The organism is Streptomyces sp. PL-29, assembly GCF_058344425.1.
Genome location: NZ_CP136996.1, coordinates 3,256,852 through 3,279,245 on the forward strand (window position 1 = coordinate 3,256,852; position 22,394 = coordinate 3,279,245).

The 22,394-nt window shown below is 68.4% G+C and carries 20 protein-coding genes, 1 tRNA gene, 1 other RNA gene and 1 pseudogene; 2 read left to right on the plus strand and 21 right to left on the minus strand.

What is annotated here, in order from left to right:
* Nucleotides 1–101: 101 nt before the first annotated feature.
* The 3 genes and pseudogenes from purD to ffs all read right to left on the minus strand — a co-directional run bounded on the left by purD (nt 102) and on the right by ffs (nt 3,789).
* Complete coding sequence (purD, locus tag R4Z63_RS14850; RefSeq protein WP_384445680.1) at nt 102–1,355, minus strand: phosphoribosylamine--glycine ligase; 1,254 nt, start codon at nt 1,353–1,355, stop codon at nt 102–104.
* A 60-nt stretch (nt 1,356–1,415) separates the two neighbouring features.
* Nucleotides 1,416–3,627: pseudogene (locus tag R4Z63_RS14855) on the minus strand (DNA polymerase III subunit gamma and tau).
* A gap of 63 nt (nt 3,628–3,690) precedes the next feature.
* An RNA gene (gene ffs, locus R4Z63_RS14860) (signal recognition particle sRNA small type) lies at nt 3,691–3,789 on the minus strand.
* A gap of 131 nt (nt 3,790–3,920) precedes the next feature.
* On the opposite strand from ffs, the gene R4Z63_RS14865 reads away from it, so the two are divergent.
* Nucleotides 3,921–4,008, plus strand: a tRNA-Ser gene (locus tag R4Z63_RS14865).
* 62 nt (nt 4,009–4,070) lie between these two features.
* On the opposite strand, the gene R4Z63_RS14870 is transcribed toward R4Z63_RS14865, so the two are convergent.
* The 13 genes from R4Z63_RS14870 to R4Z63_RS14930 form a co-directional block, all read right to left on the minus strand.
* The gene (locus R4Z63_RS14870) at nt 4,071–5,348 is read right to left on the minus strand and encodes a tyrosine-type recombinase/integrase (RefSeq protein ID WP_384445684.1); all 1,278 of its coding nucleotides are present in this window, start codon (nt 5,346–5,348) and stop codon (nt 4,071–4,073) included.
* 9 nt (nt 5,349–5,357) lie between these two features.
* Nucleotides 5,358–5,579 carry a helix-turn-helix domain-containing protein gene (locus tag R4Z63_RS14875; RefSeq protein WP_356779450.1) on the minus strand — a complete coding sequence of 74 codons (222 nt, stop codon included), beginning with the start codon at nt 5,577–5,579 and terminating at the stop codon, nt 5,358–5,360.
* Between the two features lie 441 nt (nt 5,580–6,020).
* A complete protein-coding gene (locus R4Z63_RS14880; RefSeq protein ID WP_384445686.1) occupies nt 6,021–7,496 on the minus strand; it encodes an AICE element replication initiation protein in 1,476 nt (491 codons plus the stop codon).
* Nucleotides 7,497–7,498: 2 nt separating this feature from the next.
* Entirely contained in the window at nt 7,499–8,353 is an 855-nt protein-coding gene (locus R4Z63_RS14885) for a bifunctional DNA primase/polymerase (RefSeq protein ID WP_384445688.1), read from the minus strand.
* An 85-nt stretch (nt 8,354–8,438) separates the two neighbouring features.
* The gene (locus tag R4Z63_RS14890; protein WP_384445690.1) at nt 8,439–8,948 is read right to left on the minus strand and encodes a hypothetical protein; all 510 of its coding nucleotides are present in this window, start codon (nt 8,946–8,948) and stop codon (nt 8,439–8,441) included.
* Nucleotides 8,949–8,951: 3 nt separating this feature from the next.
* The gene (locus R4Z63_RS14895; protein ID WP_384445692.1) at nt 8,952–9,560 is read right to left on the minus strand and encodes a hypothetical protein; all 609 of its coding nucleotides are present in this window, start codon (nt 9,558–9,560) and stop codon (nt 8,952–8,954) included.
* Nucleotides 9,561–9,577: 17 nt separating this feature from the next.
* Entirely contained in the window at nt 9,578–9,769 is a 192-nt protein-coding gene (locus R4Z63_RS14900) for a hypothetical protein (protein ID WP_384445694.1), read from the minus strand.
* Between the two features lie 27 nt (nt 9,770–9,796).
* Nucleotides 9,797–10,048: a hypothetical protein gene (locus R4Z63_RS14905; RefSeq protein ID WP_384445696.1), complete on the minus strand. Its 252-nt coding sequence runs from the start codon at nt 10,046–10,048 to the stop codon at nt 9,797–9,799.
* A gap of 141 nt (nt 10,049–10,189) precedes the next feature.
* A complete protein-coding gene (locus R4Z63_RS14910) occupies nt 10,190–12,463 on the minus strand; it encodes a cell division protein FtsK (RefSeq protein ID WP_384445698.1) in 2,274 nt (757 codons plus the stop codon).
* A 158-nt stretch (nt 12,464–12,621) separates the two neighbouring features.
* Nucleotides 12,622–13,008 carry an RRQRL motif-containing zinc-binding protein gene (locus R4Z63_RS14915; protein ID WP_384445700.1) on the minus strand — a complete coding sequence of 129 codons (387 nt, stop codon included), beginning with the start codon at nt 13,006–13,008 and terminating at the stop codon, nt 12,622–12,624.
* On the minus strand, nt 13,008–13,658 hold the full coding sequence (locus tag R4Z63_RS14920; RefSeq protein ID WP_384445702.1) for a GGDEF domain-containing protein: 651 nt from the start codon (nt 13,656–13,658) through the stop codon (nt 13,008–13,010). The genes R4Z63_RS14915 and R4Z63_RS14920 overlap by 1 nt, the downstream gene beginning before the upstream one ends.
* Entirely contained in the window at nt 13,655–14,689 is a 1,035-nt protein-coding gene (locus R4Z63_RS14925; protein WP_384445704.1) for a DUF2637 domain-containing protein, read from the minus strand. Before R4Z63_RS14925 ends, R4Z63_RS14920 begins: the two co-directional genes overlap by 4 nt.
* On the minus strand, nt 14,686–14,979 hold the full coding sequence (locus R4Z63_RS14930) for a hypothetical protein (protein ID WP_384445706.1): 294 nt from the start codon (nt 14,977–14,979) through the stop codon (nt 14,686–14,688). The genes R4Z63_RS14925 and R4Z63_RS14930 overlap by 4 nt, the downstream gene beginning before the upstream one ends.
* A 673-nt stretch (nt 14,980–15,652) precedes the next feature.
* Between R4Z63_RS14930 and R4Z63_RS14935 the strand changes: the two genes are divergently transcribed.
* On the plus strand, nt 15,653–16,081 hold the full coding sequence (locus R4Z63_RS14935) for a winged helix-turn-helix domain-containing protein (protein WP_384445708.1): 429 nt from the start codon (nt 15,653–15,655) through the stop codon (nt 16,079–16,081).
* Here R4Z63_RS14935 and R4Z63_RS14940 read toward each other — a convergent pair.
* The 5 genes from R4Z63_RS14940 to R4Z63_RS14960 form a co-directional block, all read right to left on the minus strand.
* On the minus strand, nt 16,078–17,019 hold the full coding sequence (locus R4Z63_RS14940; RefSeq protein WP_384445710.1) for an NAD-dependent epimerase/dehydratase family protein: 942 nt from the start codon (nt 17,017–17,019) through the stop codon (nt 16,078–16,080). The two genes, R4Z63_RS14935 and R4Z63_RS14940, sit on opposite strands and share 4 nt — an antisense overlap.
* Before the next feature lie 11 nt (nt 17,020–17,030).
* Nucleotides 17,031–18,434 carry a helix-turn-helix domain-containing protein gene (locus tag R4Z63_RS14945; protein WP_384445712.1) on the minus strand — a complete coding sequence of 468 codons (1,404 nt, stop codon included), beginning with the start codon at nt 18,432–18,434 and terminating at the stop codon, nt 17,031–17,033.
* Between the two features lie 543 nt (nt 18,435–18,977).
* Nucleotides 18,978–20,723, minus strand: a complete 1,746-nt coding sequence (locus R4Z63_RS14950) for an ABC-three component system protein (RefSeq protein ID WP_384445714.1) — start codon at nt 20,721–20,723, stop codon at nt 18,978–18,980.
* Complete coding sequence (locus R4Z63_RS14955; RefSeq protein ID WP_384445716.1) at nt 20,713–20,964, minus strand: ABC-three component system middle component 6; 252 nt, start codon at nt 20,962–20,964, stop codon at nt 20,713–20,715. Before R4Z63_RS14955 ends, R4Z63_RS14950 begins: the two co-directional genes overlap by 11 nt.
* Nucleotides 20,964–21,929 (minus strand): ABC-three component system protein, encoded by a 966-nt coding sequence (locus tag R4Z63_RS14960; RefSeq protein WP_384445718.1) that lies wholly within the window; start codon nt 21,927–21,929, stop codon nt 20,964–20,966. The genes R4Z63_RS14955 and R4Z63_RS14960 overlap by 1 nt, the downstream gene beginning before the upstream one ends.
* Nucleotides 21,930–22,394 lie beyond the last annotated feature (465 nt).

Here is a 22,394-nt window from a genome sequence, read left to right on the forward strand (position 1 = left end):
GGGTGCGTTCGAACGAGGCCGGATGCAGTCGCACGCGAACACGCCCGCGGGCCCGGGCGCGTGAGATGCGCACCGGGCCCGCGGGTCTGCGGAGCCGCTGGTCAGCCGAGCCCGGCCGCCTTGGCGGCGATGTCGGTACGGTGCTGCGAGCCGTCCAGGCGGATGCGCGCGACCGCCTTATACGCCTTCTCGCGCGCCTGCGCCAGATCGGAACCGGTCGCCGTCACCGAGAGCACGCGACCCCCCGCGCTGACGACGGCGTCGCCCTCGCTGCGGGTTCCGGCGTGCAGCACGTAAGCGTCGGGCGCGTCCTCGGCCGCCACCTCGGCCAGGCCCTCGATCGGGTCCCCGGTGCGGGGGGTGCCGGGGTAGTTGTGGGAGGCGATGACGACCGTGACGGCGGCGTCCTCGCGCCACACGAGCGGCGGCTCGTCGGCCAGCGTGCCGCTGGCGGCGTTCAGGAGCACGCTCGCGAGCGGGGTGCGCAGCCGGGCCAGCACCACCTGGGTCTCGGGGTCGCCGAAACGGGCGTTGAACTCGATGACCCGGGTGCCGCGGCCGGTGATCGCGAGGCCGGCGTAGAGCAGTCCCGAGAAGGGGGTGCCGCGGCGGCGCAGTTCGTCGACGGTCGGCTGGAGCACGAGCTCCATGACCTCGTCGACCAGCTTCGGGTCGGCCCAGGGCAGCGGCGAGTAGGCACCCATGCCGCCGGTGTTGGGGCCCTGGTCGCCGTCCAGGGCGCGCTTGAAGTCCTGGGCGGGCTGGAGCGGGACGACGGTAACGCCGTCGGTGATGGCGAAGAGGGAGACCTCGGGGCCGTCGAGGTACTCCTCGATGACCACCCGGTCGCAGGCGAGGGCGTGCGCGCGGGCCGCGTGCCGGTCCTCGGTGACCACCACACCCTTGCCGGCCGCCAGACCGTCGTCCTTGACCACGTAGGGGGCGCCGAAGGCGTCGAGGGCCGCGTCCACCTCCTCCGGGGTGGTGCAGACGTAGCTGCGTGCGGTCGGGACCCCGGCCGCCGCCATCACGTCCTTGGCGAAGGCCTTGGAGCCTTCGAGCTGCGCCGCCTCGGCGGACGGGCCGAAGACGGGGATGCCGACGGCGCGCACGGCGTCGGCGACCCCGGCGACCAACGGGGCCTCCGGGCCCACGACGACCAGGTCGGCGCCGAGTTCGGTCGCGAGAGCGGCGACGGCTTCGCCGTCGAGGGCGTCGACCGGGCGGAGCTCGGCCACCTCGGCGATGCCGGCGTTGCCGGGAGCGCAGTACAGCGCGGAGACGTCGGGGTCGAGGGACAGAGAGCGGCACAGGGCGTGTTCGCGGGCGCCGCCGCCGATGACGAGGACCTTCACGCCGCTCAGCCTAGCCCGGACGGCGGCGACGCCTTCGTGCGGCCACCCAACCGAGACGTCCTATTCGTTTGTGTATTCCTCCACAACCGTGGCTCCGAGCTCCCGCACGATCAGGTCGTGTCCGGTCAGCGCGCTCTCGACGAGGTCGGGGTCGTCGTCCTCGGCGAAGTCGTCCTCGGGAGCGACCGGCGCGGGCGGCTGCGCGGCCGGGGGCGGCGACGGGGCGGCGGACTGCTGAGGCTGCTGCGGCTGGTGAGGCTGCTGGGACGGCTGCTGAGGCTGCGCGGCCGGGGCCTGAGGAGCGGGGACCTGCTGCGGCGGGGGCGGGGGCGGGCTGTACGCCGGGGCGGGCGCGGGCGGCCCGCCGTACGACTGGCCGGGGGCGGACACCGGGGCCGGGCCGCCGCCCACGACGGCGTCGATCTTCCAGTTGACCTGGAACTGCTCGGCCAGGACCGCCTTGAGCACGTCCTCGCTGCCGCTGCTGGCGAAGTTGTCGCGGGCTCCGGCATTGGGGGAATCCCAGCTGAAGTGTGGTCCCGTCGAAGCCGGTGACCTGGGCGTTCTGGCTGAGCAGGATCCAGGTGAAGCGACGGCGGTTCTTTACGGCGTCCAGGACGGCGGGCCACATCGCCTGGACCTGTCCGGCACCGGCGGCCATGCCGGGGGAGGGGACGGGCGCGGCGGGCGCCGCGGCGGCGGGTGCGGGCGCCGGGGCGGCCGGAACGTGACCAGGTGCGGGCGCGCCCTGGCCGGCCGCGGCCGCGCTCGGCCAGGCGCCGGGGGCGGGAGCCGCGGCGGCGGGCCGGGCAGCCGGGGCTCCGCTCCCGGGCTGCGCGGCTCCGGGCCACGCCCCGGGGGCGGGCTGCGCGGGAGCGGCGGACGGGGTGGGCGGCGCGGCCTCCTGGTGCACCGGGGCGGGAGCCGGAACGGGGGCGGGTGCCTGGGCCGGAGCCGGAGCCGGAGCAGCGGCCTGAGCCGGAGCCGCGGCCGGGGTCCGGGCGGCGGCCCGGGCGGCCGCGGGACCCCCGCCCGGACCGGCCGGGGCCATGGCATGCGCCTCGGGCCCGGGTACGTAGCCCATGGCGGGCGGCCCGGCGGCGAAGGCGGCGGCCCCGCCGCGCTCCAGGCGGTCCAGGCGGGCTTGGAAGGACCGCTCGTCGTCGAAGGCGGCGGGAAGCAGCACCCGGGCGCAGATCAGCTCCAACTGCAGCCGCGGCGAGGTCGCGCCTCGCATCTCGGTGAGGCCCGCGTTGACCAGGTCCGCGGCGCGCGAGAGCTCGGCGGCACCGAACACGGACGCCTGGGCCTGCATCCGCTCCACGACATCGGCGGGGGCGTCGATCAGCCCCTTCTCCCCGGCGTCGGGCACGGCGGCGAGGATGACCAGGTCACGCAACCGCTCCAACAGGTCGGCGACGAAGCGGCGCGGGTCGTTCCCGCCCTCGACGACCCGGTCGACGACCTCGAACGCGGCCGCGCCGTCCCCGGACGCGAAGGCGTCGACGACGGAGTCGAGGAGCGAGCCCTCGGTGTAGCCGAGAAGCGAGGTGGCCATGGCGTATGTCACACCCTCCTCGCCCGCGCCGGCGAGGAGCTGGTCCATGACGGACATCGAGTCACGCACGGACCCGGCGCCGGCGCGCACGACGAGCGGCAGCACGCCGTCCTCGACCCGAGCGCCCTCACGGCCGCAGACCTCACCCAGGTACTCCCGGAGGGTGCCGGGCGGCACGAGACGGAACGGGTAGTGGTGGGTCCTGGACCGGATGGTCCCGATCACCTTCTCCGGCTCGGTGGTGGCGAAGATGAACTTGAGGTGCTCCGGCGGCTCCTCGACCACCTTCAGCAGGGCGTTGAAGCCCGCCGAGGTCACCATGTGGGCCTCGTCGATGATGTAGATCTTGTAGCGACTGGACGCGGGCCCGAAGAAGGCCTTCTCACGCAGGTCGCGGGCGTCGTCCACGCCACCGTGCGAGGCGGCGTCGATCTCGATGACGTCGATGGACCCCGGGCCGTTCCTGGCGAGGTCGCGGCAGGACTGGCACTCCCCGCAGGGGGTAGGGGTGGGGCCCTGCTCACAGTTCAGGCACCGGGCGAGGATGCGCGCGCTGGTGGTCTTTCCACACCCGCGCGGCCCGCTGAACAGGTACGCGTGATTGACCCGGTTGTTCCGCAGGGCCTGCATCAGGGGCGCGGTGACATGCTCCTGACCGATGACCTCGGCGAACGATTCCGGGCGGTAGCGGCGGTACAGCGCAAGGGACGACACGTCTACGAGGTTATCCGGGCCCACCGACAGCGGCGGCCCGCCGGCGCCGCGCAGGCCTCCGGAACGCAAAGCGCCCCCCACGCACCCGCCAGAGCCCACTTACCCTTGCTGCCTTCCGGCCCTGGGGGAGTTGGGTGAGATAGCGCCACGTGAGGGGCTGGGCCCCACCCTAGCGGATCCACGCCCCCGGTATCGACCCCGCCCGCGCCCCCACCCCCCGAGCCGACCCCGCCGGATCCCCTCCGAACGATCACGTTCGCGAGCACCCCTCCACGTCTTGTATTGTTTGCGGCGGAGGATTCGCCTAGAGGCCTAGGGCGCACGCTTGGAAAGCGTGTTGGGGGCAACCCCTCACGAGTTCGAATCTCGTATCCTCCGCCAGTGCCTCACCGGGCACGTTGTCGAAGGGCCCCACCGTTCGCGGTGGGGCCCTTCGACGTTCCTCAGCCCTCGTTGTCCTGGTCTTTGTCCACAGCGGGCTTCGCCGAGGGCCCCCAGATGGCTTCGGCGATCTTCCGCGCCACGTCCTTCAGCATGGCGTCCGGCACATGGAGGTACCGCGCCCGCATCCGGGAGGACGTGCCCGGCTCCCACCCCATGATCTGGTCGATGACGCGATCCGGGACTCCGAGCAGCATGAGCACGGTGGCAGCCGTATGCCGGGCGTCGTGCAGACGCGCGTCACGCACGCCCGCGTCGCCCAGCAACTTCTTCCAGTCGTGGTAGTCCGTGTTCGGGCTGAGCGGGCCGCCGAGAGGCTTGGTGAAGACGTACTCCGAGGGGGTCCACAAGTTGCCCGCGGCTGCCCGCTCACGCGCTTGTGCCTCCCTGTGGGCACGGAGCATCACGACCAGGGGTCCGGGCAGCGGCACGGCACGGCGGCCGGCCCGCGACTTGGTGTTCTTGGTCTCCCGCCGCACCTGCTCGCGCTTCGGGCAGTAGCCAGCCTTTCGGCCGCACGGCGACGCTTCAGAGCATCCGTGCACGTACTTCGGCCGGAGACGGTTCCGGCGCAGCTTCAGGTACTCGTTGTCCAGGTCCACGTCGGACCACCGCAGGCCGAGGGTCTCGCCCTGCCGTAATCCGAGAGCAAGGGCGAGCATCCAGCGAGCGCTGTTGCGACGCTTGTTCACCGCGATCAGCAGGCTCTGGACCTCTTCGACGGAATAGGGCTCGATCTCGTCTTCGTCGCCCTCCATTCTGGGGGGCTTGGCCAGGGCGGCGGCATTCTTCGCCGCGTGGCCACGTCGGACGGCTTCGCCGAGCGCGGTGCGAGCAGTGCGGTGAGCCTGGTGAGCCGTGGCGGGCTTGCTGCCGTTCTTCTGCATCCGGCGGTACAGGCTTTCCAGGTGTTCGGGCTCCAGGCGGTCGATGCGGTGCTTCCCGATGCCGGGAACGAGGTGCACGCGCACCGCCACTTCGTAGCCGTCGTAGGTGTTCTCGCTGACGACGTCCTTGGCGATGTTCTCGACCCAGTGCCAGAGCCACTTCTCGACGGTCCACAGCTTTCCGGGCTGCTGGGCGGTGCCCTGGTCGCGCTGCTTCTCCAGCCGCTTGACCTCATCCTTCAGGGCATCTTCCGAGGGGCGGGTGATGTGCCGGCGGTAGGGCTCCCCGTTGTCCTTGAAGCCCATCGGCACTCGGGCGTGCCAACGCCCGTCCTTGCCGAAGTAGATCGCCGTTTCGCCGTTCGCTCGGCGGGTGCGCTTCTTCTGTTCCACAGTGACCTCTCAGGCGGCCGGCCGATGGGCACGGCGGAGCTTGGCGGCGAATTCGATGACGGCGTCAGCGGGGATCCGGCGGAGTCGGCCGAGGGGTACGGATTCAAGCTCTCCGGTGCCGATGTAGCGGTAGCAGAGGGTCCGGCCGATCTGGAGGCGGCGGGCTGCCTCCTCGGGCTTCAGCAGGACGAGGGTGGGGTCGTAGGTCACTTCGGAAGGGGCCGCGTCCATGCGGTGCTCCTTGGGAGGTGGCTGGTGTGTCCGAGGTTGAGATTTCTGCGTCACGACGTCATTTGCGTCATTTAGGAACCTGACCTGCGGTTTCTCGGTGACGCAGGGGTCGCGGGGTTGTGTCACCGGTGACGCTGGGCCGCGTCACTGGTGACGCGGGTGACGCGAGGTGACGCAGGATTTGGGGCTCTGCGTCACAGCTGTCGCCGCAGGTCACGAGTGGTTTCGGGACCGTTCGTGACGCAGGTGACGCAGCGTCTTCCTACTTAGGAAAAAGGGAGGGGTGGTGTCTGTGGTTGTGCGTGCCTTCAGGCGTGAAGAAGGAGCCGCTGAGCGGCACGCCTTTTGAGCGGCGGCGCGGCCGCCGAAGAGCAAGAGGAGCACGCCCCCCGGGGCGGGGTGCTCCTCTTGCCTGTGGCTGCGCGGTCGCGGTGCGCTGGGTTAGAACGCTGGCTGCTGCTCGTCGGCCGGCGGCTTGGGGCGGGTCATTTCGATGTAGCGGGCGGTGCGGGTGCGGCCCCAGTCGACGAGCACGCCGCGGGCGGTCAGGACGGGCTGCAGCCGCTTGAGACGGTCGGAGAGAACCTTGCCGGTGGTGGGCCAGCCCTTGGGCAGCGGGCGGAACTCTCCCTCGCCGGTGTAGAGCTGCGTGAGGCAGTGCAGCCACTCGGCCGACGTCATGCGGATGTCGGTGCCAGGTTCGAGGCTGGCGGCGTGCTTGAGGACGGTCTGCGCGAGCAGGTCGCCCTCGATGACGTCGTCGTTCAGGTCGTCCAGGCTGGCCCGGTAGGCGTCCAGGGCGCCGAAGCCGGTGGCGGCGTCGAGCTGGGCGCACAGGTGGGCGAAGTCGGCCATGCGCAGGTCGGTGGGGATGTCGGCCTGAGTGGCGCGGACGGTGACGGCGAGGTCGAGCACGGAGCCGAGGATGACGGGCAGGTCCCGGGCGAACTCGGTCCACAGTTCCGCCTCGGTCCGCCGCACCCGCGGGCGCTCCAGGCGGAGCGGAAGGAGCCGTTCGGCAAGGTCGGGGCGGATGACGCCGACGTCGATGCCGGTCAGCAGCATCGGCCGACGGTAGCGGGAGCGGACCACGTCGCCGTCGGTGAACAGCGCGCGCTTGATGTTCTCGGCTCCGGTGACGATGCAGCACATGAGGTCGGACAGGTCCGGCGCCAGGTGGGAGAGATTGTCCAAGCCGGTGACCCATCCAGCAGCCACGGCGGTGATCAGGTTCTCCTCGTCCTTCGGCGGCCGTCGCAGGTCCCCGCTCATGCCCTCGATGATCCGCACGAGCATCTTCCCGGCGGTGGACTTGCCCGCGCCCTGCGGGCCGGTGAGGAACGGAGCGGGAACGGGGACGTCGGGGCCCAGGCAGCCGACCAGCCACGCCAGGGCCAGGCTCTCGCTGTGCGCGCTGGCGAAGTTGACCAGCCGCATCAGCAGGTCGATGCCCTTGCCGTTGGTGTCCTTCACGGGCAGCGGCAGTTCGCCGGTGAGCTGGGTGCGGCGCCAGCACACCTCGCGCGGGTCGGGGGTGAGGATGTCCCAGCCCGTGGGGTGGATGCGAACGGACTTGCCGTCGTCGCGGCCCAAGTCCAGCCACGTCGCGCCGTCAAATCCGGGGGCGACGCGGATGTGGACGGGCTGGACGTCCTCGGTGAGCGCGAGTGCTTCGATCAAGTCGAGTGCCTCCTTCAAGGCGGTGCCGTTGAAGACGCCCAGGCCGTCACGGAACAGGCCGACCATGAGTTCCTGGCGGTGGCTGCCGGTGGTGCCCTGGGAGCGGATGGGGCGAGCGACGGGATGCCCGTTGCGCTGGGCGTAAACGGTGCCGTCAACGGTGCGGAAGTACCGGAAGTGCTCCTGCGCGTAGGTGGTGATGACCTCGCGGGCCGGGTTCTTCTCGTCCTCGGCCACGGTCACATCCCCAATGCGGTGCGGGCGTTGGCCCACGCGTCTGTGCAGTGCCGCGGGGACTCCCCCTTGGCCTGCGCGGCGGTGAACAGCCGTGCGACATGCATGTCGGTAAGGCAGCCGCACCGGCCGTGCGCGGCGAGGACCGCCAGGAAGGTGCGGTAGACGGTGGTGTGGATCGTGCTGTGTGCGTCGGTGATGCGCTGCTCCGCCATGGCGATCCCGCGCTCCAGGTAGGCGGGCGAGCGATGGGGGCACGGCCCGCCACCGGCCGGCGCGGGCACCGTGACAGTGGACGTCCGGGGCCGGGGCGTCTTTTTCTCGATCAGGGCTCGGACCGCCGGGGGCAGGGGTGCCATGGGGCCGGTGCCGGGGCCGAGCCATCGGGCGTAGGACATTGACGACTTGATGTCCACGCCCGCCCGCACGCCGTTGGCCGACTGCATCGCCCCTTGGTAGATCCAGTGCTCGCCCCGCGTCGTGGCCACGGTGCGGGTAGGGGGCAGGGTGGCGCGCGCCCACGCGATCGCGTCGGCGTCGTCCAGGTCCACCACGGTCACTCCGGCGGCGCCAGGATGGTAGGCGACGGCCCCCGCGCGGGCCCAGGCGGCCGCCCAGGGGCCGGAGGACAGCACGTTGGGGTCGGTAGTGGCAGCGGCCCAGGCGTGGCACGGACGCGGGCACAGGCACGGTCCGGGGGCCCTCATGTTCGGCCGACCGCCGCAGCGGTTGTCCCGGCAGTCGAGGCAGTTGCCGAACGGGCGCTTGTTGGCACTCAACGGAAGCATCGGCAGGCCCCCAGCGGCGAGAGTGAGCGCGGTGCTGAGGGCGTCTCGCCGTAACTGGTTCGGATGAGTCATTCTGGTCTTGCTCCTGTTTCTGTCGAAGGGACGGAGAGCCGAGGCGGTCGCGGTCTTTGGAGAGAGGCGACCGCCTCGGGCGTAGCTACTGCCGGGTGATCCAGTGGGCGTATTCCTGGCGGACGTAGCCGCGGGGGTCCGCGAGGGCCGTGGGGTGCTCGGGCCAGTACGGGGCGCCGTGGTAGTCGCCCTCGCCGTCGCGGTCGACCTCCAAGAGCTTGAGAGCAGCCACGAGGGCGATCTCGTCGGCGTCCGTGTGGATGCTGGCGGTGCTGTCGTCCAGCGCGATGCGGTCGAAGACGGCGGCCTTGCGGAGCCAGAACTCCCGGCCGAGGAGGGCGAACGTGGGGCGGCCGGTGGCGGCGTTGGCGGTCCACCCGATCTCGCTGATGATGCTCGGCGCCTTGGCGTACGCCTGGGCGGGCGTGGGCCACGCCGCGGACGGCGGCCGGTGGTCGGCGGTGACGTAGAGACGGGCGCGGCGGCCGTCACGGGTGGGGTGCTCGCGCACGGTGCCGGTGGTGAAGGCTCCGCCGAGGGCGGCGGTCACTCGGCCGGTGTCGTCGGGGTCGCAGATGACGCGGATCTCGAACATGGGTCAGTGCTCCTTGGTCGTGTCGGTGGCGGGGAGTTCGGGGAGGCCGGCGCGGGTGAGGGCCTGGGGGTCGAAGCCGGGCAGGCTCGCGCGGGTGATGAGGGCGGTGGCGAGCTGCTCGGCGTAGAGGGCGCCGGAGCGGGCGACCTCGATCTGGGCTCCGGCACGCAGGGCTTCCACGCGTTCGATGTGGGCGTGCTCCTCGCGGCGCTCGCTGGTGTGCCGTTCGTGGGCGACGGTGGCGCGGCGGTCGGTGCGCCAGTAGCGGGCGGCGAGCCCGTACGTGATGGCGGTGGCGATCGCCCACAGCAGGAGCGGGAGGGAAAGGCCGTCGGCGTATCCGACGACTCCGGCGAGGGCGAGCCCGCCGGATGCGGCGAAGGCGGTTCCGGAGAGGACTCCGTCTCCGTTGCGTCCGGCGGAGGCGAACGCGCCGGCGGTGGCGGCTCCGGCGGCGAGCACGACCATGAGGGCGGCGTTGCCGGTGGAGTGTTCGGCTCCGTTGGCGTTCCAGATGCGGCCGAGGATCAGCACGGTGGTGGTGGCGACGGCGGGCGCGGCCTTCGGCAGGGCCTCGGCGAGCCAGTGCCGGGCGATGGTCGGTTCGTTCATCGCGGCTGCTCCTTGGTCTAGTTGGCGAGGTCGGAGAGGGCCGTGGCGGAGGCCTTGACGAGGTTGGTGATCGGCTCGTAGGCGCCGGTTCCGGCGGCGAAGAAGCCGAACAGGAAGAGGACGATGGCGGCACCGACGTTGGAGGACCTGGTCCTGACGGCGAACGTGGACGCGGCGCCGAAGAGCAGGACGGCGGAGATCTCGAACATCACGGGTGGGCTCCTGTCGTTGCTGGGTCAGCGGGTGCCGGCGCGGTAGGTGCGGGCGGCGCGGTTGTAGAGCCAGCGGCCGACGCGTATGCGGATGCCGTGGCCCTTGCAGCGGCGGCAGGTCTTGCCGCGCTTGGGCTTGCCTTTGCGGTCGGTGGTCAGGGCGAAGCCGAGTCCGTTGCACTTGCGGCAGTTGCCGAACGGCGAGGCCGCACACAGGGATGCGTAACCGAGAGTGACGACCAGCAGGAATGCGATAGCGAGCAGGGCAGGGGTCATCGAGGGCCCTCCCGGGGCGGTTTCGAGGGTTCTTGCAGGTGGGCCGCTATCGGCTAGCGGCCTGATCAAGTGCCATAGGGGCCGCTAGCGGGACCTCTAGCGCTAGAGGGTTGACCCCCTAGCACTAGAGGGCCCTGGCGGTCAGCTCGCGTCCCGCTTTCGCTCACGCTCCGCAATCGCGGTGGGGATGCGGGAGCGCTCGAAGCCGGTCCGGTTGACGGTCTTGCCGTTGATCCGGCGGGCCACCTGCCCGGTGGTCACGCCGTACGGCTTGAGCGCCGTGGTGAGCTGCCGGGCCTTGTCCGCGGGCTCCATCTCCGCCCACGCCCCGTACAGCTCGGGACGCAGTTCGGCGAGCCGGTCGACGGTGACGTCGTTCCAGGGCTTGGCCTCATCGGCCGGGGTGACGGCGAGGATGTCCTCCAGCAGCGTGTCCGCTGCCGTCCGCCGCTCGGGTGCGATCCCGGCCGCAAGGCCGGTCAGGGTGCCCGCGTCGATCCGGGCCTTCCTGGCTCGCTCGCAGATGGCATCGGCCTCGGGGTTGTCCATGTAGTAGCCCTTGACGATCTGCGGGTCGTCGGAGGCGCCGACCAGGTAGCCGATGCCCTTGTCGGATTTCGTGAATGACGTGGCGCGGATGCCGTTCTTGTACGTGGAGGTGCCCAGGATCATGTCGTTCTCGATCTGGCCCATGACCCGCAGGCAGAACCGCGTACCGACGTTCGCGCTGATGGCCGGCGGGAGCGAGTCCTTGTCGGGACGCTGGGTCGCGAGCAGCAGCATGACGCCGAGGGCCCGACCGCGCTTGATGATGGCCGTGCACAGGGCGCCGGCTTCCTTGCCGTACTTCTCGTGGGAGAACAGCTCCTGGCACTCGTCGATCGCGAGGACCAGCGGGTGCAGCCCCAGCGATCGGTTCGCGGCCAGGGACGGGATCACCTTGTTCTCCGGGCACTTGTCCTTCGGGAGCGAGGCGATCACCTTCGCCCTGCGCTCCAGGTCCTTGTGGACGTAGCGGATCGAGTCCAGCGCCGCGGCGCAGGTCTCGTCGTCCGGGCCGGAGCCGTAGTCGGCGGCGACCTTCTTCAGCGGGTCCAGGTCGCCGGTGCCCTTCAACTCCCACACCAGCAGCTCCGCGAGCGGGTCGAGGGCCGCGGCCAGCAGCGGCGTGCGCAGGGAGAACGTCTTACCCATGCCCGGCATGGCGCCGATCAGGACGTTGTCGTACATCAGGCTGATGTCGACGTTCCGCCCGCGCTGGTCGGTGCCGAACGGCACCGGCTTGAACAGCGACGCAGTACCGCTCTTGGCCAGCGGCCACGGCACCTTCGGCGTCTTGTTCAGGGCCTTGTCACCGACCCACAGCATCATCCGGCCGGCGTGTTCGTCGGCTACCGGCTCGGGCCACACGCAGCCGAGCGGGCGGCGCAGGCCGGAGGCCAGCTTCTCGCGGCGATCGAGGATGTCCGGCACGGTCACGCCGTACGGAAGGTCGACGTCCGCGCGCCAGCCCGGCCCGTCGCGGGTGATCGGAGCGGGGAACTTGATGCCCTCTCCGCCCTTGGCCAGGGCCTTGTTGATCTCGGCGATGCCGAGGGCACCGAGGGCCCGCTCCACGATCCCAGACGTCAACCGCTCGACCTCAGTGGCGACTACCGCGCGGGAGATGACCGGCTTGTCCGCCGGGGCGCCGAGGAAGCCCAGACCGGCCGTGAGCACGGCGAGCGCGACGACGGTGAGCCAGGTCGGGGCGAGAACGTACAGCAGGATGGCGACGACGGGGCCGAGGATGAGGCCGAGGACGGCGAGGATGCCGCGGAGCTTGACCCGGTTGTCACGCTGCCGGGAGAGCTTGAGGTACTGCTCGACGTCCTCGCGGCGGGCGGCGACCTGCCGCAGCGGCTCGCCTTCGGCGTCGGCGACCCAGCGCATCGCGCCGCCGATGAACTTCGCCGCTCCGGCCGGTGCCTGGAACGCCAGCCGGAGGCCGTACCAGGGCAGGCGGACCGTGTGGAACGCGGTGGTGTGCCACGCGTATCCGCCGAGCCAGCCGAGCGCGTCCAGGAACTCCGGCTTGGACCGGGCCCACATGGGGATGACCTCGCGGCGCTTGCCGCCCCGGACCCGCTCCATCAGACCGGGCCCGGTCGGGACCGGGCCGTCGACCATCACGGTCGCCGCTCCGTCGTCGTCCGCGTCGGCCGACGGGTCGGCCGCGAGGGTGCCCGACCCGTCGGGGCGGGAGTCGGCCGACGGGTCGGCGCCGGGTCGGTTGGCGGAGTCGGCCGACTCCGATCGGGCGGTACGGGCCTTGTCGAGGTCGACCACGTCGGCCCCTTCGTCGGCCGACCAGTCGGCGGACATGTCGGCTTCGAGTCGGTTGAAGAACTCGTTCTCTTCGTCGGGGTGCTTCACTGAAGCTTCCTTCTCTCAAGAGGGAACGGCGGGCCCGGCCGGCGCTGTGGAAGGTGAGCGGCCGGGCCCGTGCGGAGAATCGTCAGCCCGTTTCGGAGGAGAGAGGGGTAGGAAAGTACCCCCCTTGCTGACGGGTAGGGTTTGCACCTCTTTGGTGATCAAGAGGTGCGCTGGTCGTTGAGGTAGGCGCAGGGGACGCAGGTGCCGAGCGAGGTCGGGATCACGTATCCGACGTCGGTACGGCACAGCGGGCAGGTCCGCCGGGCGAGCATCGCCAGTGCGAGCGCGCCCCACTTCCGTGAGGTCATGGGCCGGACCGGCTTGGCGAGCTCGATGCGGTAGAGGTAGCCGACCAGCACACCGGACTTCCGTCCGCGGCTGCGGCGCATGACCTGAGCGGCGACCGGCTGACCGCCGGGCCGGAGCCCTCGGGCCCGGAGCTGGCGGCGGGTGGCGTAGCCGTCGGGGGCGTAGCGCCACGGGTAGGTCGGTATCCCGAACGTCGCCCCGGTGGGGTCGAAGCACTTCCCGAACGTCGGGGACATCACGCTGCCGCCACGATTGCGGGAGCGTCGGTGCGGGCGCCTCGGCGTCCGGAGCGGCGGCCGGCCACGGTGGCGAACAGCCGCCCCAGTCCCGCCCGCCGGACCCCGGCCCGCGCCTGTTTGGCCGCGTACATGGCCTCATCGGCGCGGCTGAGGAGCGCGGAGAGGTTTTCGCCCAGGTGGTCGGCGGCGCGGGCCCAGCCGAGGGAGACCGTGGTGGCCACGTGCGGGTTGGCCTGGTCGGCGGGGCGGGCCAGCACGCCGTGGAGGACGGCGAGGAGGTCCGCGACCGTGCCGTCGGTGTCGATGACGACTGCGGCGAACTCATCGCCACCGAGGCGCCCGGCAACACCGTGGCGGCCGACGTAATGGGCGAGCCGGTCGGCGGTCGCCTTCAGCAGCGCGTCGCCAGCGGCGTGGCCGTGGCGGTCGTTGATCTGCTTGAAGTGGTCGACGTCCGCGAGGATCACCACCGCCCGGTCGTCGCGCAAAAGCGCGGTGGCACGGCGGGTGAAGCCCTCGCGGGTCCACAGCCCGGTGAGCGGGTCACGGCGGGCGGTGTGCAGCCGCTTGCCCAGCCACAGCACGTGGCCGGACCATCCGGCCGCGAGCGGGCCGGTCGCGACGAGGACGGTTAAGAGCGTGTTCATGCGGCGACCTCCTCGGCCGTCTCGGCGGATTCGGTGGGGTCCTCGGTCTCGGTCTCGACGGGGTGCAGCGGCCGACCGTCGGTGCGCTCGGCGAGCAGGTGGTCCCGCAGTACGCGGGAGTTCGCGGCCGAGCAGTGGAGCGCGGTACGGATGGCCTCGGCGTTGATCGCGCTGTCCGCCCAGTCGGCGGTCAGCTGCCGGGCCTCGGCCAGCAGCTCGGCCGTCGTGCGCGGAGCCTTCGAGCCCTTGCCCTTCGGCCGTGCCGGGCGGCGCTTGCGGGGCGCTCGTTCCTTCGGCTCCTCCGGTGGCTGGGGCGGCACTGGGCTCTCCTCCGGCTGCGGCTCGGGCCCCTCGGCGGGCTCGGGCGCCTCGGGGGCGAGTTCGCCGAGCCGCAGGAGGACGCGCTCGCGGCGCGGGGTCTTCGACCGCCACCGGCGCCCGTAGGTCTCGCGCAGGTCCGCGCGGGCGAGCTGCCGCTCCTTCTCACGGGCGAGCGCGTCGGCGTAGGAGGTGATCTCCCACAGCGTCATCCGCCGCCACAGCGAGAATGTGGAGGGGAAGGCGAGCAGCCACCGGGACGCGCGGATCTTGTCCATCCGGCGGCCGGTCGCGGCCCCGATCCGCACCGCGTAGATGTGGGCGCCGATCTCGGAGAACACCACCCACAGCAGCGGCATCGTGCCGTGCGCGACCTTCGCCCACACCCCCTGCCCGGCGGCCACATTCAGGCCACAGGTCACCAGCGTCAGGACCCAGGGAACGAACCTGACCCACGCGAGGGCCATGTCCATCCGGATCAGCAGCAGGTTGGCCACGGTGAACACCGGGATCGCCACGTCGATGCCGACCGGCAGCATCCACGGTGCACCGAACCCCCACCGCAGCGCGGCAGCGGAGACCGCGTCGAACGAGGAGATCAGCCCGAGGGCGCCGACACCGGCCGCGGCGAGCGCGCCGACGCCGGCGAGGCCCATCTCCGGACGGGTCAGCGGCGGGACCCCGGGGCGGTCCGCCTCGGTCACGGCCCTCATGCCGCCGCTCCCTTCCGAGAACGCGTACGGCGGGTCGCCGGCCGGGCCAGCGGGACCACGTTGAACAGCTCCGGCGCGTACGCCTCGATCGCCTCCGCGGCGATGCGGCTCACGTCGTCCGGCAGGTTCGGGTTGTCGGCGAGGATGTCGCGGGCCGCGTCCAGGCGGGCCGCGCGCTCCTCCTCAGTCTCGCTCTCCACGCCGAGCCACAGCTCAACCGGCGTGCCGAGCGCCAGTTCCACGAAGTCGTTGGTGCTGACGGCCTGATGAGTGCCGATGTACGCACGCACGATTGATCGCTCCTGAGTGTCGAAGGGAAGCCGGGGTGTCGCGGTCTTTGGAGAGAGGCGACAGCCTCGGCAGCTCGCGCGGCGAGTGCCGGCGGGCCGGTGTCCCGGCCGGGAGTCGAACCCGGCCTGACGACCATCGGGACTGTGCTTCGGACCTCCGATACGCATGGCACCGCTTGTCTTGGGGAGGTCCGATCTCCCAAGGGGCAGGGCGGCATCAAGGTGGGCCATGCGGTTCTTTAGAGCCGATTGCGTGTCCCCCTGCGGGGTGTGGGGCCCGGTTGTGACGCGGGCCCGGTCTCGGTCGGCTGGTCTCCACTCGCCTCGGCCGGTGCGGTCACGGCCGTCCTACTGCGGTGGATCACGCTGTGGAGTTGTCGGCGGTGCATTCGTGCAGCTCAGAGCAGCCCAAAGAAGGCCCCTCTTGAGTCGTTGATCAGCAGTTGAACCACCGGTTCCGGGGGCGCCCTGCTTGGTGACAAGCCTCTTCGCGTCCGACTTCGAAATCGAATGACGGCTTGTCATATGGAGCCTGTCACCGGAGCGTTGGCCTCACGACAAACATGGTGCACCTAGTGCACCATGTTGGCAAGTGGCTCGGCTTACCTGAAGGGAATGGATGCGGGGAGACTGGTGTACTAGGTGCAACAACCCCGACTGGAGGACCATCCCGATGACCGAGTTTCGAGGACAGCCGGCGTACCTTCAGCTAGCCGATGACCTGCGTGAACGGATCCGCAGCGGCAAGCTCGCGACGGGTACCGCGTTGCCATCGGCACAGGAGTTGATCGCAAGTTCCGGCGCTTCAAGCACCGTGGTGAAGAACGCTCTGTCTCTGCTGCGAGCAGAGGGATACGTCGTGGGGCACCAGGGCAAAGGGGTCTTCGCTCAGTTTCCGCCCCGGCTCGCGGATCACTCGCGCGGTGCGGCGGACTGGGCCCTGCCGGTTCTGATCGCAGGCCTGGAGATCGAGGCAGCGCTACGCCAGTCGATGGGCAGGGGTGGCACCGGTTCGGCGGACGCCGAAGCGGCCCTTGAGCACTGGCGGGAGGCCTATGAGCACCTGCCCGCGAGCGTCAAGAGCCGCTTGGCCCAGCCTTAGCGATCGCTGCTTGAGACTGCCGACCAGGCGTCGGAGATCATTGCCTCAAGGCTGGACCGTTCAGGCTTCCATCCCAGGTCGGTCGTGATCCGGGAGATGTCAGCGACCAGCCGCGGAGGCTCGGGCTGAGGCGGGCGGTGCACTACAGGCACCGCCTTTCCCGTTACCCGTTCCACGGTGTCCACGATCTCGCGCATGCTCGCCGCAGTGGCACCGACGTTGTACAGCCGGTACGGGCCGGACGTGCTGCTCTCAAGGGCCAGCACATAAGCACGAGCCAAGTCGTCGACATGGACGAAGTCCCGGACCGCGTCGCCCTCGCCGTTCATCTCAAGGCGCGGGTAGCGGCCGGCCGCCACCGCCACGGCCTTCGGGATGATCCGGCTTTCATCCGCGTCCCCCACCCCGGACACGGCCCCCGAGATGTTGAAGCAGCGCAGACTGACGGCCTCGACCTCGCCCGCCTCAGCTCGGGCTCGGAGCGCATCGTCTGCGGCCAGCTTCGAAACGCCGTAGGGATTGCTCGGCGCGGGTGCCGTGTCCTCGCTGATGGGCTGCTGTTCGGGGGCACCGTAGACCGCCGCTGTGGAGCCAAGGATGACCCTCGGCGTCAGGTTCGGTGAGGCAGCGGCGAGCGCGTCCAGCAGTGCCACGGTGCCGCCAGCGTTCACGTGCTGGTACTCCTCAGGGCGGTCGAAGGACTCACGGACCCGGGTGAGAGCCGCGAGGTGGCACACACCCTCAACGCCCTCAAGAGCTTCCGCAAGTGCCGTCTTGTCCCGGATGTCGCCGTAGACAACTCGCGTGACCGGAAGCTCCGGGCGGGGAGCGTCAGCCGGCCGATGCGTGAGGGCCACGACCTCGTGTCCCGCTTCGGCGAGCCGTCGTACAACCGCGTTGCCGACGAACCCGTAGGCGCCGGTCACAAGTACGCGCACTGATCTGCCTCTCAGCCCAGGATGAGCCCGCGATGCTGCCACGCCAGGTCGAGGCACGCGGCGGCGGCGGATGCCAGAGGTTCATTGTCCAGCAGGCGCCGGATGTTGGGCTCGGTGAATTCGATTCCGGTACCGCTGCCTCCCGCCCGGCCAGCCACGACCGCACCCTCAGAGTTCCGCGACACCATGCCGGAGAACACGGAGTCGTATACGTCGGCGTCGATCACTACCACGCTCAGAATCTCGCCGGCCAGCGTGAGCGGGTCCAGGCCGATCCCGAAGCAGAACGGACGCACCTTGCCCTCTCGGCGAGCCTGGTTGAGCGAGCGGAACGGCTCCGTCCCGTCGTAGTCGATCGGCTCGCCGCTACTTCCGTCGGCTTCGGGGTCGCCGAGGAACTCCTCCGCGTACTCGCGAAGCACGTTGCGCCAGAGGTCGAAGTCGTTCGACTGGTCCCAAGGCATGACCGAAGACGGCTGGAACACCCCCGCTGGCATGACGTGGTAGTTCCCGCCGGCCAATGCGACATTGCTCGCGGACCGGTGGTGGAGTGGGAACGATGCGCCTTCGGGGCCCAACCGGATAGTCAGGGTGTCAATCGACGGCAGCAGCGGCCGGTGAGCCAGGTCGAAGGGGTCTCCGACCAGGGCTCGGAACGGAAGCTCCGCCCAACTTGGATCGCTGATCCACGCGGGGTCGCTGCCGGTCTTCAGCCAGGCGCTCGCCAGCTCGTGCGCCACTCCCTCGCAGACGTCGGCCATGTCGAAGTACGTCGTGTATCCGAACGACAGCTTCGGCCGTCCGTCCGCTTGGGCGACATCGAGCAGGCGGAAGCTCGGACGGTTCACGAACAGGGACGGTCGGTCGATCATCCTGATGGCCTGGGTGTAGCGGTCGAACTTGGAGCCGTTCGCCGCGAGCGGCCGGACGCCCTCCGACTCCTTCTCTCGCCCGCTCACCTCAGGCGGAAGCGTCTGGGTGAGCCAGGACAGTTCGACGTCTGCAAAGTCGACTGGCTCGGGCCACATCCAAGACTCACGGGTGAGCACCGGGCTGTTTCCGGCGCGGGATACGTCCGGGTAGAGACACGCGGCGGCCTGCGTAAGTTCAGCCCGGTGCCGGTTGAGCTCGCGACGCGTCATGCGCCAGCGACGTTGGTCGTCGACAGCGGCAAGTGGGCTCAGCTCCCCCGTGTCAGGAACGGAGGCGACCGTGACCACCGGTTCAGGAGGCGGGAGCAAGCCCAGTTCTTCTTCAGGCAGGGCGAGCACGGTAGCGAGCCTGCGAAGCTCAGCCATGTCCCGGATGGTCCGCTTGCCGCGCTCCAGCAAGGACACGTACGACTGGTCGTAACCGAGCAGGTCGGCAAGATCCTGCTGCTTGAGCTTGTGGAGGGCCCGGTACGCCTTGAGCACATCGGCCAGGTTCGAGCCGTCGGGAGGAGCAGCCCGCTCCTTGTCCCCGACAAGCCAGTGCGGCGAGGAGGGCTCAGGCGGTGCAGCTTGCGAGTGACCACCAGAAGCTCCAGGGCCGATGGCCCTGCGGCAGGGGCTGCAAACGGTTTCGGTGTTGCTTCGGCTTAACTTCGTGCCGCACCGGTTGCACAGGGATGGGGCCGGCGGCGCAGCAGTCATGGGCTTCCAACTCCTTGGGTGGGACGGTTCGGCACATGAGCTCCCGTAGAACGCTCATCGCATCGCGGTGGTTGCTCCGAGCTTGGCTCGGTTGAGGGGGCTAAGGACTTGCACTGCCATGCAGGCGGTTCCATGACCTGAACGCGGTCCCTTCGTGTGAGCCGAGACGGTTGTGCATGCCGGGTAGCAGCAAGCCCGGCCGAGATATAGGCGGCCGGGCTCAGTACTGCAGAGTGAAGTCCTCGCTGGCCTCGCCGGCGCATAGTCGAAAAGCAGAGCAGCGACAGCTCCTGGTAACGCAGGTAACTCCTCTTGCCTGCGGAACTAGTCGAATCGGAAGCCGAAGAGTCCGCCCTCATCGTCCTCGTCGGTTAGCCGCGTGTCCAAGATGTACGGCTCTGCATCAAAGGCACCGTCGCTCTGGGCCTCCACGGACGCAAGGAAGTCAGAATTGAGCGTCACAATGTATTGAAAACCATGTTGTTCAGCGAGCCGCGCCCCAATGTTGAGGCATGAGGCAACCTGCCGCCCATCGATTGCATCGAATAGGTGGCTGTCGTGAACGAGTATCCGCGGCGCCCTCTTAGCGTTAATGGCGGCGATCTCGCAGACAATGTCAAGCATGAAGGTTTCAACGCTCCGAACACCCACGCTGGCGTCGCCGGAGATCCTAGGCTCGACACCAAGAATACCCTTGGGCGTGAGTGAAACTAGAAGCGAGGCCTCGCGATCCGTGTAGATCTCGGCACCAAGCTCACTGAATAGCAGAATAGATTCATCAAGCTTCTCTTCCCGCTCGTTCATTTCGATTCGAACGGAAGTAATCAGCTCTGCCGTTCGCAGCTTGACGGTGTCATTAATCGTGCTGATTGAGCTGGCGTCCTCCAGCCGCCTCTCCAAATCGGCGATTGACGCTTCCTGCTTGGCCAGATCCCGCTGCACGCTCATGAATGTATCGAGCGCCACTGTCTCTTCAAGGATCTGCATTACCTGAGATCGCGAATGATCGAGGGATCTGCGCTCAGCATCGATGCTATTTAGACGCCCTTGAACGGCTTGAAGTTCTTGTTCCAAAAATGAGCGGCGATTTCGCACGACAGACTCATGGAAGGCCGCTACCTCGTCGTACCGCCTACTTACAGTGTCTGGCAACACGAGACCGATCTCGGAATAGACCCGAGCAAGTTTTGCCGCGAGGTCGCTACTTTCAGAGGCCCCTACCTCCTCACGCAAGGTGTCGTCGATCTCGCGTGCTCTGCGCTGGAGCGCCAACGCTTCGTCATTGAGTCTCTGAATAGAAGCGCTCAGCCGATCAGCTTCGTCTTGATGAGTGGCATACTGCTCATCAACCTTGAATGAACGAATGCTGGCTTGCATCCGATCCCTCTGTCGGCGCGCTGTCGCAAGCTGGGCACGAAGTGCTGGTTCATCAAGCGACAAGTGCGCGATCGCGCCTTCCTTAACCGCTCTGCGGATCGCTTTGCCCTGTTTGGTTAGTCGATCCAGGTCACCGGCCTTTCCCAAAATTTCGGGAGACAGCCCAAGCATGAATCCGATCCTTACACCTGACTCCCAATCAGGCTCTGCCTGGTGACCTTTAGTGGGGTTTCCAAAGTAGGTTCGGATGAGTTGACCCCACAGCTGACCAGCGGTCGGGCGATTCACATCGGCAGGAATGCTGAATACATGACGAGCCAACAGGCGTCGCCATTCGTCGACGTGGAGATCCCGAGATCCATCAGTCGCCGACCAGCCCGACACCAAGATTCGTGTGGTCGGCGAAACCGAGCGTGTAACGGTCACAGTCTCATGCTGTCCGCCGCGCCTAGAGGGAAGAGAGAGGGTGGCCTCAAATTTGTGATCGGATAGCTCTGGCGCTTTAAAATCAGACGGCAAATCGCCACCCAAGACGTACCGCAGAATCTTAACGAAGCTTGTCTTTCCGATGCTGTTGCGACTGTCGCCCTGCTCAGATGCCTCGGTTCGATCCGCAACGAGAATATTCAAGCCATTACGGAAAGCCAAGGTCTTGAATCGGGCATCGGATGAAGAAAGCCTACTAATGAACACGGGCAGTCCTGATGTAACCATCATCCGACACATCCACTACCTTCATGGCGTAAAGGGCGGCAAGGGCGAGCGAGAACCAGTCGAATGTAATTCGCTGGACTCGACTTTCGGTGGCCTGACGCGCGTTATATCGCTCCCACAAGGCAGACACCGACATGGGGGCGCGAAGATCTTCAAGGATCTCCGAACCGATTGTCATCAAGGCGCGCTCAGAGGAAACTCCCTTAGTGGGCAAAAGCATCAGGAAGCTCCTCCTTCAGATATGTGATCCCCGGCAGTGGGCATTTCGAAAATATGGCATGAATCGAAGAAATATGAGACGACAGCGAAAGCTGCGTTGGCGCGCTTTCCATCCATCCGAAAATTGGGGCCTGCGACGGACACATAGAGCCGCTCTAGAATCTCCGCAGGATCTGCCGTAACGGCGCTCGCTTCTCTATAGAGCGTACGGAACCTCTCCCCTTGCGCATCGTAGAGACCGGGATCCGAAGACTCTGCGTACCAGCGATCGATGCGAGGAGCCAAAAGCCGCCCCGCGTTGAACTCCAGGCGACTCGCCCCTGGCAGCTTGTTGAATTCCATCTTGGTTGGTGGAACCGGCAAGACGCTTCCACCAGTCTCTGTGGCGGAATCAGCAGTCCCGAGGGTTTCCAAGAGCGGCAAGAGGTCTGCGAGTTCCACGTTCTCAACCCCAGGAGCACCCGGGAAGAGGGAGTTGAGTACTTCAACGTCCAGCGTACCGACCACGTCAGTCCAAAGCTTTTCCGAGTTGACTGCTCGGATTGTCAGTGGCTTTTCGGTGTTCGGCCCATGTGCCTGCTGCAACCGGGTAATACACCTCAGCGCCTCGGGACCCATCGGCGCATTGGTGACAAACTTCCACGTGTGGAAGGTGTTCCACTGCTCTATTCCGCGCTTGAAGTCAGAGTCAATCTTGTTAGCTAGTTCGCGCTCCGCATTGCGCATCGGCCTCTGCCCATAACAGGCGTAGAAGATCGTCCCAGACTCAGCCAGCCCATCACAGCCTCCATCTCCGAGCGATCCCGATGGAGCGGGGTTCAAGAAGTCGTCATGGAAGCGAGCGAGCACTGTAGAGACGTACGTCTCGAAGGCATTTCCAGATTGAAAGCATGCCTCCTGGTGGCGGAAGTGATACCAGTCGCGCCAGTTCGGCGTAAGTAGCACCGTCGCCTCCGTCGTTGTCATGGTCGCCACATCGCGGGCTGGGTCGATCCAGGCTACCGCCGCACGCCCCGGCTTTAACCTCCGTTCGCTGAACCTTCCGGACGCGGGCGTCACGTGCTCGCCTGAGCTGTTAGTAGGTGTCTGCCTACGGATTGCAGCCTGTTGTCCAGAGGAGGAGACCGCAACAGGTCGAGCCCCAGAAGCAGCCCTCGTTGTCTCGGTCTTTGTCCGGTACACCGCCGGTCGCCACTGTTCACCGCCGTCCACGGACCCTGCCTGACCTGCCCTTTGAACCCTTGCGAACGCCCTCGTACGGTCAGGCGGACAGTTGGAAAGCGTGTTGGGGGCAACCCCTCACGAGTTCGAATCTCGTATCCTCCGCAGTCGCCTGAACAGGCGAAACGAAGAGCCGGACCGCTGATCGCGGTCCGGCTCTTCGGCATTGCATGGTCTCAGTTTTGGTCTCATTCACTTCAGACATTCAGG

Coding starts and splice junctions, on each gene's coding strand:
- R4Z63_RS14905 (WP_384445696.1), bottom strand. CDS start 10,048: ATGACCCCTGCCCTGCTCGCTATCGCATTCCTGCTGGTCGTCACTCTC.
- R4Z63_RS14875 (WP_356779450.1), bottom strand. CDS start 5,579: ATGGACGCGGCCCCTTCCGAAGTGACCTACGACCCCACCCTCGTCCTG.
- R4Z63_RS14960 (WP_384445718.1), bottom strand. CDS start 21,929: ATGACAACGACGGAGGCGACGGTGCTACTTACGCCGAACTGGCGCGAC.
- R4Z63_RS14925 (WP_384445704.1), bottom strand. CDS start 14,689: ATGAGGGCCGTGACCGAGGCGGACCGCCCCGGGGTCCCGCCGCTGACC.
- R4Z63_RS14895 (WP_384445692.1), bottom strand. CDS start 9,560: ATGAACGAACCGACCATCGCCCGGCACTGGCTCGCCGAGGCCCTGCCG.
- R4Z63_RS14885 (WP_384445688.1), bottom strand. CDS start 8,353: ATGACTCATCCGAACCAGTTACGGCGAGACGCCCTCAGCACCGCGCTC.
- R4Z63_RS14890 (WP_384445690.1), bottom strand. CDS start 8,948: ATGTTCGAGATCCGCGTCATCTGCGACCCCGACGACACCGGCCGAGTG.
- R4Z63_RS14920 (WP_384445702.1), bottom strand. CDS start 13,658: ATGAACACGCTCTTAACCGTCCTCGTCGCGACCGGCCCGCTCGCGGCC.
- R4Z63_RS14935 (WP_384445708.1), top strand. CDS start 15,653: ATGACCGAGTTTCGAGGACAGCCGGCGTACCTTCAGCTAGCCGATGAC.
- R4Z63_RS14915 (WP_384445700.1), bottom strand. CDS start 13,008: ATGTCCCCGACGTTCGGGAAGTGCTTCGACCCCACCGGGGCGACGTTC.
- R4Z63_RS14955 (WP_384445716.1), bottom strand. CDS start 20,964: ATGCTTTTGCCCACTAAGGGAGTTTCCTCTGAGCGCGCCTTGATGACA.
- R4Z63_RS14900 (WP_384445694.1), bottom strand. CDS start 9,769: ATGTTCGAGATCTCCGCCGTCCTGCTCTTCGGCGCCGCGTCCACGTTC.